This window comes from Cellvibrio sp. OA-2007, from assembly GCF_000953825.1.
Taxonomy (GTDB): Bacteria; Pseudomonadota; Gammaproteobacteria; order Pseudomonadales; family Cellvibrionaceae; genus Cellvibrio.
This window is the reverse complement of the sequence record NZ_BBUL01000066.1, coordinates 19,417-28,529: the sequence shown is the minus strand read 5'-3', so window position 1 is coordinate 28,529 and position 9,113 is coordinate 19,417. Positions and strand designations below refer to the sequence as shown.

8 protein-coding genes and 1 riboswitch are annotated in these 9,113 nt (G+C 48.0%); all 8 genes read left to right on the top strand.

Features of this window, described 5'->3' with window-relative positions:
• The first annotated feature begins 361 nt into the window (after positions 1-361).
• On the top strand, positions 362-1,621 hold the full coding sequence (gene nhaD, locus AWU77_RS03160; protein WP_062059164.1) for a sodium:proton antiporter NhaD: 1,260 nt from the start codon (positions 362-364) through the stop codon (positions 1,619-1,621).
• A gap of 156 nt (positions 1,622-1,777) precedes the next feature.
• Positions 1,778-3,013 carry a sodium:proton antiporter gene (locus AWU77_RS03155; protein WP_062059161.1) on the top strand — a complete coding sequence of 412 codons (1,236 nt, stop codon included), beginning with the start codon at positions 1,778-1,780 and terminating at the stop codon, positions 3,011-3,013.
• Between the two features lie 108 nt (positions 3,014-3,121).
• Positions 3,122-3,230: riboswitch (TPP riboswitch) on the top strand.
• Between the two features lie 75 nt (positions 3,231-3,305).
• On the top strand, positions 3,306-4,118 hold the full coding sequence (gene thiD, locus AWU77_RS03150) for a bifunctional hydroxymethylpyrimidine kinase/phosphomethylpyrimidine kinase (protein ID WP_062059158.1): 813 nt from the start codon (positions 3,306-3,308) through the stop codon (positions 4,116-4,118).
• Positions 4,119-4,144: 26 nt separating this feature from the next.
• Positions 4,145-6,055: a phosphomethylpyrimidine synthase ThiC gene (gene thiC, locus AWU77_RS03145; RefSeq protein ID WP_062059155.1), complete on the top strand. Its 1,911-nt coding sequence runs from the start codon at positions 4,145-4,147 to the stop codon at positions 6,053-6,055.
• 85 nt (positions 6,056-6,140) lie between these two features.
• Positions 6,141-6,767: an NUDIX domain-containing protein gene (locus AWU77_RS03140; RefSeq protein ID WP_062059152.1), complete on the top strand. Its 627-nt coding sequence runs from the start codon at positions 6,141-6,143 to the stop codon at positions 6,765-6,767.
• Positions 6,768-6,902: 135 nt separating this feature from the next.
• Positions 6,903-7,415 carry a DUF1249 domain-containing protein gene (locus AWU77_RS03135; protein WP_062059170.1) on the top strand — a complete coding sequence of 171 codons (513 nt, stop codon included), beginning with the start codon at positions 6,903-6,905 and terminating at the stop codon, positions 7,413-7,415.
• Between the two features lie 294 nt (positions 7,416-7,709).
• Positions 7,710-8,492 (top strand): 3',5'-cyclic-AMP phosphodiesterase, encoded by a 783-nt coding sequence (gene cpdA / locus AWU77_RS03130; protein WP_084617973.1) that lies wholly within the window; start codon positions 7,710-7,712, stop codon positions 8,490-8,492.
• A 6-nt stretch (positions 8,493-8,498) separates the two neighbouring features.
• A complete protein-coding gene (locus tag AWU77_RS03125) occupies positions 8,499-9,071 on the top strand; it encodes a YqiA/YcfP family alpha/beta fold hydrolase (RefSeq protein WP_062059145.1) in 573 nt (190 codons plus the stop codon).
• Positions 9,072-9,113 lie beyond the last annotated feature (42 nt).

Sequence of the window (9,113 nt, the reverse complement as noted above, 5' to 3'; positions counted from 1 at the left end):
TGAGCAAGGTAGAAGGAGTGTCACCTGCATTAATCGAAAGAGCAGGAGTAGGAAGCCACTACCTAAACTCGGCGCGCCAGTCTTCGACTCTACCAATTTGCATTTATGGAGCAGATGTTGCGTGAATCGTGCTCTTATCTGCATTGATCGCAGTAAGTTATTGATTTTCTCGTCTATTCTGACAGTGTTTGATTGCTTCATTGCGGTGCAACTTTTATCATGCGCGCCCATTTTGAGCATCGGCGAGCTTGAGTTTACTCGTTTGCCCACTGCCACATCGGCACGCTGGTTGCGTTGCTATTCGGATGTGTTCAGTCTGTTGTCTCTTGCATGATTTCTTCAATCTATAAAAGGGTCTTATATGCCTATGTCATTGGAAGTTGTCCTGATCATTTTTGCAGTGCTGGCGCTGCTTGGGGTGGTCTTTGAGGAGGTCATTCATATCAATAAAGCCAAAACGACACTGTTTTTTGGCAGTCTTTCCTGGCTGGTGTTGTTTATGTTTTCCGGCGGCCATGAGCAGCAGGATGTCATGCTGGAAAAGCTCAATGAAAACCTGTTAGAGATCGCCACCCTCTGGCTGTTCTTAATGGCAACTATGACCTTTGTGGCTTATCTCAACGCCAAAGGAATAGTGCAATCCGTGGTGCAGCGTTTGTGTCCGGCACAGATGAGCACGCGCAGCCTGATGATTCTCGTTGCGCTGTTTGCCATGATGCTATCGATGATCTGTGACAACGTCACGGCGACTCTGGTAACACTGGGTTTGGTGCACGCCTTTGATGTCGAGCAGAAAACCCGCATCAAATTAGCGGTGTTGGTGGTGTTTGCGGTGAACTCTGGTGGGGTAGCCTTGATTACCGGCGATGTAACCACACTGATGATTTTCCTTTCGGGTCATGTGACCATGCCGCAATTGCTGTTGCTCTGGATTCCAGCTATTGCCGGGGTGATGGTATTGGCTGCCTTGATGTTTCCCGGTGTGTCGGGTCAGGTCACCACGGAAAAAGATCCGCGAGTGTTTACCGGTATGGATTGGGCAATTGTAGGAACTTTTTTCAGCACGATTATGTGTACCATGCTCTTTAACTTCTTTTTCCATGTACCTCCTGTGCTGACCTTTCTGGTTGGTTTGTCGGTGATGTTTTTTATTGGTCACTTTATGGATATGGATCCAGAAGAAATGCGTATTTTGGAATACGTGCGTCAGATCGAATATGAAACTCTGTTGTTCTTCCTCGGTATTTTACTGTTAGTGGGCATGTTGAAAGAAATTGGCACGCTCGATGTACTCACCAATTTCTACGCGCAAATTGCCCCGCAATACGCTAACTATTTGATGGGACTGTTCTCCGCCTTGATCGATAACGTGCCCTTAACGGCAGCCCTATTGAAATCTGAACCGATTTTGCCAACATCCGAATGGCTGGCACTAACTTATGGTGTCGGCGTGGGTGGTTCATTGTTAGCGATTGGTTCTGCTTCAGGAATTATCGCGATGAGTAAAGTAAAAGGGCTGACCTTCGGTGCCTTTTTGCGTTACACCCCCTTGGTATTAATTGCCTACACCTGTGGTTATGTAGTGGCCTTAACATTGGCCAGTGTGGTGTTTCCTAACTAAGCACAACATAGATGTACACAAAAGCCGGGATTCTTCCCGGCTTTTGTGTTTCTGGCGTTTGGAATTTACACACAATTTATAAAGGTTTTGGCGGTTTACTGTCAGCATGCGCCCATCATTAGCTTTACGGTTTTTAACTTTCATTGCGGAGTCGTCATGTCGTCACTAGATGTTGCCAAACTCGACCTTTTGTATGTCGGGATTATTATTTTTACCGGTTTGTTGGGCGGGGTAATCGCCAAAAAAATCAAAGTGCCGGATATAGTATTGTTTCTGCTGATAGGCATAGGCCTTGGCCCTACGGTTGGCGGTTTATTGCATGTGCCGGCCGACTCAACCATGAATCAAATGATTCTTACCATCGGTGCCTGTTACTTGCTGTTTGAAGGCGGTGCAACCCTGCGGTTTGCGGTGTTAAAACAAATCTGGATTACCTTGCTGGTGATTGCCACGCTCGGTGTGTTAATTACCGGTGCGATCATTACTTACGCCGGTATTTGGCTGGGTATTCCTGTCGGTGTTGCCTTGGTGCTAGGTGCGTTGACCGCATCAACCGACCCGGCCACTCTGGTGCCTATTTTCAAGCAGGTACCGATTAAGGACCGCGTATCACAAACAGTGATGAGTGAATCGGCGCTCAATGATGCAATGGGTGCAATCGCAACCTTTGCGGTAGTGGCCTATGTGATGGGCACCGGTGAAGGCTTCAGTTTGACTCACTCGCTGGGCGAGTTGACCTATGAAGCAGGTATGGGGTTATTGTTGGGCGCAATTGTTGGCTATAGCGCTGCTTTTTTGATGGCGCATAACAGCTTCGGTATTTTTCGCGAAGTAACACCGTTCGTTATTATCCTTGCGGTGATTACTGTATTCCTCTTGGCCGATGCCATTCATGCCTCCGGTTTTATGGCGGTATTTACCTGTGGCGTGATGATTGGCAATAAAGAGACATTTAATTTGCCCCTGGATCATCACGAACATGAATATCTGGAAGATTATGTGGGCAATACCGCGTTGTTAATGCGGATGTTTATTTTTATCCTGCTGGGCTCACAGGTAGATTTCCATTTGCTCAAGGAATATTTGGGTGTTGGTTTGGTTCTGCTATTTATCTTTATTTTCATCGCGCGGCCACTGACTGTATTTGTCTGCGCCGGTCCCGACCGCCGTGCCAAATGGACTTGGAAGGAATTGGTCTTTATGAGCTGGACGCGGGAAACCGGTGTGATCCCAGCGGCCTTGGTCGGTATTCTGGCGGGCATGAAAGTGCCAGGTATCGATGTGGTAGGCGCGATCACGTTTATTTTTATTCTGGGCACTATTTTGATTCAAGCTCCTACCACCGCATTGCTGGCTGGTAAGTTGGGTCTGTTGAAATCGCAACAAAAATAACCTCCCAGCATGGGTATTGCGCGCTGCTATCCAGTGTTTAACTCACTACCGGGCGCAGCAAGCAATGCCTCTGTCTTTACTCTCCCTGCCAACTCCAATAGACTGCTGGTTTTCTTGTCGGGGTGCTTTTTGCTAGCGGTATGCAGCAATAGGGCTGAGATATACCCGCCGACCTGATCCGGTTAGTACCGGCGTAGGGAACGAGAGTCTCCAGTTTTTGCATGCATCATGCCTTGGCTTTCCCTCTCTTTTCCGCGTCATTACTAACTCGCTAATGAATTGCGGAAGCCCAATGAATTCACTCCTACACACTCCCATAGCACTCACCATTGCCGGTAGCGATAGCGGCGGTGGCGCAGGTATTCAAGCGGATCTCAAAACCTTTTCCGCGCTAGGTGTGTTTGGCTGCAGTGCGATAGCTTCGCTCACCGCCCAAAATACACTGGGCGTGCAGGGAGTCTTCCCCATCCCCCCCGCGTTTGTGCAGCAGCAAATCCAGTCAGTGTTGAGCGATATTCAGGTTGGCGCGATTAAAACCGGCATGCTGGCAACCGCCGATATTATTGCGGCGGTAGCTGAATCATTAACTGCCCATGGGCAAATTCCGGTGGTACTTGATCCGGTGATGGTCGCTACCAGTGGCGATAGGTTATTGGCGCCAGATGCGGTACAAACCCTGATCGAAAAACTCATGCCGCTGGCGACCGTGATTACTCCCAATTTGCATGAAGCGGCGGTTTTGTTAAATACCGGCGTCGCGCAGAATCTTGAACAGATGCAAACGCAAGGTGAACAGATTATCGCCTTGGGCGCGCGCGCGGTGTTGATGAAGGGCGGCCACACCAATGGCGATCAAGCTACCGATTTATTAATTACCGCAGCGGGTGTTGAGGCTTTTTCTGCCTCGCGTTTGCAGACGAATAACACCCATGGCACGGGCTGTACGTTGGCCTCGGCCATTGCGGCTGGTTTGGCGAAACAATTGTCGCTCAGGGACTCAGTCAAACAGGCAAAAGACTATTTGCACAATGCACTGCTTCGCTCCGAAACATTACACATAGGGCAGGGCTCAGGTCCGGTCCATCACTTCTACTCGTTCTATTAAGCGCTTGATTAACACAGGTCATTATTATGAATACCAGCGTCGAAAAAATTCTCAGTCAAACTGCCGAAGTCGATAAGGCATCAATCCAACCCTTCACCGGCTCGCGCAAAATTTATGTGCAGGGCTCGCGCCCGGATATTCAGGTGCCGATGCGTGAAATTATTCTGGCGGATACGCCGACTGATTTTGGTGGCGAAAAAAATCCACCGGTGCGCGTGTACGACACATCAGGCCCCTACACTGATCCGAATGTAAAAATTGATTTGCGCACGGGTTTAAAAGCATTGCGCACCGCTTGGATTGAAGAGCGCAACGACACCGAAGTGATTGAAGATAGCGATTCGGTATTTACCACTGAACGTTTGAATGACCCAAAATTGGAGCACTTGCGTTTTAACCTAACCCGCAAAGCGCGCCGTGCAAAAGCGGGCAAAAATGTGTCGCAAATGCACTATGCAAAGCAAGGCATTATCACGCCCGAAATGGAATACATTGCGATTCGTGAAAATATGGCTCTAGCGCAAGCGCGCGAGCTGGGCATTGCCGATCAACAACACAAAGGCGAGAGTTTTGGTGCGAGTATTCCCGCTGAAATTACCCCTGAATTTGTGCGCGATGAAGTGGCCCGTGGCCGCGCCATTATTCCGCTGAATATCAATCACCCCGAAGTGGAGCCGATGATTATTGGTCGTAATTTTCTGGTGAAAATTAACGGCAATATCGGCAACTCTGCGTTGGGTTCTTCTATTGAAGAAGAAGTAGAAAAGCTGACCTGGGGTGCACGTTGGGGGGCAGATACGGTGATGGATTTGTCTACCGGCAAAAACATCCATGAAACCCGCGAGTGGATTATTCGCAACTCTCATGTGCCGATTGGTACTGTACCTATTTATCAAGCACTGGAAAAAGTCGACGGCGTTGCGGAAAACCTCAACTGGGAAATTTTCCGCGATACTTTGATCGAACAAGCAGAGCAGGGCGTAGATTATTTCACCATCCACGCCGGTGTATTACTGCGTTATGTTCCGCTCACCGCCAAGCGTGTGACGGGTATTGTATCGCGCGGTGGTTCGATCATGGCCAAGTGGTGTCTGGCGCATCACCAGGAAAATTTCCTTTACACCCACTTCGAAGAAATTTGCCAAATCATGAAGGCTTACGATGTGAGTTTTTCATTGGGCGATGGTTTGCGCCCCGGCTCGATTGCTGACGCTAACGATGAGGCACAATTTGGTGAATTGGAAACCTTGGGTGAGCTGACAAAAATCGCGTGGAAGCACGATGTGCAATGCATGATCGAAGGCCCAGGCCATGTGCCCATGCACATGATTAAAGAAAATATGGAAAAGCAATTGGAAGTGTGTGACGAAGCACCTTTCTACACGCTTGGCCCATTAACCACCGATATTGCCCCGGGTTACGATCACATCACCTCAGGCATTGGTGCCGCCATGATTGGCTGGTTCGGTTGCGCTATGCTTTGCTACGTAACGCCCAAAGAACATTTGGGCTTGCCGAATAAAGATGACGTAAAAGAAGGCATCATCACCTACAAAATTGCAGCCCACGCAGCCGATTTGGCCAAAGGCCATCCGGGCGCCCAGTTGCGCGACAATGCACTTTCTAAAGCGCGTTTTGAATTCCGCTGGGAAGATCAATTCAATTTGGGTTTAGATCCAGATACGGCGCGCTCCTATCACGATGAAACCCTGCCCAAAGATTCGGCAAAAGTAGCGCATTTCTGTTCCATGTGTGGACCGAAATTTTGTTCCATGAAAATCACCCAAGAAGTACGTGATTACGCAGCTAAAAACGGTACTGATATTTCTGCGATTGGCGATGATCAGGTCATTCGCATGATTGATGTTGAAGCGGAAATGAAACAAAAATCGAAAGAATTTTTGGAAAAAGGTTCTGAGTTGTACCACAAAGTTTAAACATTCTCTAAAGTGTTAAATTCCTCCTATCCCCTTTCTTGGAATGCGGGATAGGGAAATTTAAACAATCAACAAGAGTAAGCTTATGATCAAAAAACCGGAGTTCAGTCGCACGGATGTGGAAATTATTCGCCGTGAAGAAATGTACAAGCGTTTTTTCCGCGTGGAAAAAATATTCCTTCGACATAAATTATTTGAAGGCGGTTGGGGCAAGGAAATTGGCCGCGAGTTGTTTGTGCGCGGCGAAGCCGTAGCGGTTGTGCTTTATGATCCAAAACATGATTTGATCGGTTTAGTAGAACAGTTTCGTGTGGGTGCACTCGACGAGCCCAATGGGCCTTGGTGTTACGAAGTTGTTGCAGGCATGTTGGAAGAGGGTGAGTCGCCCGAAGAGGTTGCACGACGCGAGCTGATCGAAGAGGCAAACATAGTACCTTATGCAATGGAATATATTTGCAACTATTTATCCAGCCCAGGTGGTTGCGATGAAAAATTGCATTTATTTTGCGGCTTATGCGATTTAAGTCAAGCTGGCGGTATTTACGGTTTGCCGGAAGAGGGGGAAGATATTCGCTTCCATATTTTGGCTGCTGATGAGGTGTTTGCTGAGTTATTAAACGGCGCTTTTAATAACGCGGCAGCACTCATCTGTTTGCAGTGGTTGCAAATGAACCGCGTGCGTTTGCGCGCACAGTTAGTTGCTGAGGAATAATTTTTTACAGCCATTGACTTAGTATCGAGTCTGACTAACACTTCTAACAACGGGCGATTTAATTGATTAATGAATCGCCGGTTCATTTTTTTATCTTTTGGCTGCCTTTGTTTGGCAACTTTTTTAAAGGCCTCTATGTTCACATTGCGTGCCGTCAATGCCCAGCCTGCCTATGTAACTTATAAAGAGCGTTATAAGGTAGATTTGCCCCAGCAGATGGCTGAGTGCGAAACCAATTACGCCCGTCTCATCAAATTACTGGCCAGCCATCAACAGAAGCCAGGCGACAAACTGCAAAATGAGTTTCGCTTTATGGTGACGCGCGGTGCGCAGCAGTGGCTACATTCGCTGTGCATTACCGAGCGTTCGCCTTACACCACCACATTGGTGTTAAGCCGTACAACAATGGAACTCAGTTCTAATTGGTTAAAAATGCCAAAACTCACCCTGCGCATGTATCACGATGCAAAACTGGCAGAGGTGTTGGCTTGGGAGGGTCATCGGCGGTTGCGTCCGCGTTATGAATATCCTAATCAATCTATGTACCAAAGCGATGAGAAGTATCAGCTTAATCGTTTCCTTGGTGAGTGGTTAACGCTATGTCTTGAGCATGGGCACAGCTTGGATACCCACTTTTGTTTTGATTAAAAACCATCCTTTCTATATGTGTTTTAGTTAGCGGTTGGGCGAGTAGGGCGCAAGCCGATCTAAGGTGCCTGCGCTTGACTGCTATGAGTAATGCTTAACTTCCTCACAAAATTTACACTTCTTGTCTACAAATGCTATTTTTCAATGATTGCAGGGTGGCGCAAAGCCTGATTAGCGTATATCGTTGCGAATGAAACTTATCCAATTTGACACTTAAGTCCACGCCTAAATGTGAGTGGAACACAGTCTGTTAATTAATTACAGAACCCGACTATCGAGGGACGAGAGCTGCCAGTGCGTCTGATTCAGATAACCGATTGCCATTTAGGGCCGCAGCACAGCGAAACCCTATTGGGGTTAAACACCGACCAGAGCCTTGAGGATGTGCTAGAGCTTATCCAGAAGGCGGAGCCGTGTTTTGATCACATACTTTGTACGGGCGATGTTGCCAGCGCTGGCCACGTAGATTGTTACCAGCGTTTTGCTGAGTCGATTCGCCGCTATTTCCCCCAACCGCTGAGCTGGCTTCCAGGTAATCACGATTCCGCCGATATTATGGCATCCCTGCAGGATGCGCTTGGCATTGAAGGGCGTTTAATTCATTTGGGTGAGTGGCTGTTGGTATTGCTGGATTCCAGTGTGCCGGGGCATGTATATGGCCAGCTTGCCGCCAGTGAATTGGATTTTCTCGCTCATGTGCTTGCGGCAAACCCCGACAAACACATCATCGTCTCACTGCACCATCAGCCTGTGCCAGTGGGAAGTGTGTGGATCGATCAATATATAGTGCGCAACGCCGACGCTTTTTTTCAATTGGTCGATAGTTATCCGCAAGTCAAAATGGTGGTCTGGGGTCATGTACACCAAGAGTTTCAGGCGCAGCACAACAATCTCACCTTGCTTGCAACCCCATCAACGTGTGTACAATTTAAACCCCTATGTGATGACTTTACGGTAGACACCCAAATGCCGGGTTATCGCTGGTTTGAACTAAACGACGACGGCAGCTTTGCTACCGGTGTTGCGCGCGTGACCAATAAACAATATGTGATTGATTACAAATCTGCGGGCTATTGATCGCCCATGGCTGCACTGCTGTATATCCACGGTTTTCTCAGTTCTCCTCTATCGTTTAAAGCACAGCAAACCGCACAATGGTTGGCTGTTGCGCACCCGAAAATTGAGTTTATTTGCCCGCAATTAACGCCTTATCCTGCGCAGGCACAACAATTACTGGAATCTATCATTGAACAGCGGCTGCCCGAGCCGATTTATTTGATGGGCAGTTCGCTGGGTGGCTTTTGGGCGACTTGGCTGGCAGAGAAGTACAATTTACGCGCGGTGCTGATTAACCCTGCTGTGCGTCCGCAAGAATTTATGCCTGCTTATTTAGAGGTTGACCTGAAAAGTTATCACACCGATGATAGCTACCGCTTAAGCGCAGCCCACATCGACGAGATTATTGCGGTTGATGTACCCGTTGCGCGTCCAAACAATTATTGGCTGCTGGTACAAACGGGCGATGAAACGCTCGATTACCGGCACGCCTTACAAAAGTATGCCTGTTGTAAACAAACAGTCGAAGACGGTGGCGATCATTCGTTTCAAGGGTTTGAGCGTTATCTCGTAGAATGCATGACTTTTTTTAAACAATAAGCCTTTTTCAAGCTCGGCTTTTCTTAAACTCATCGGTAAATA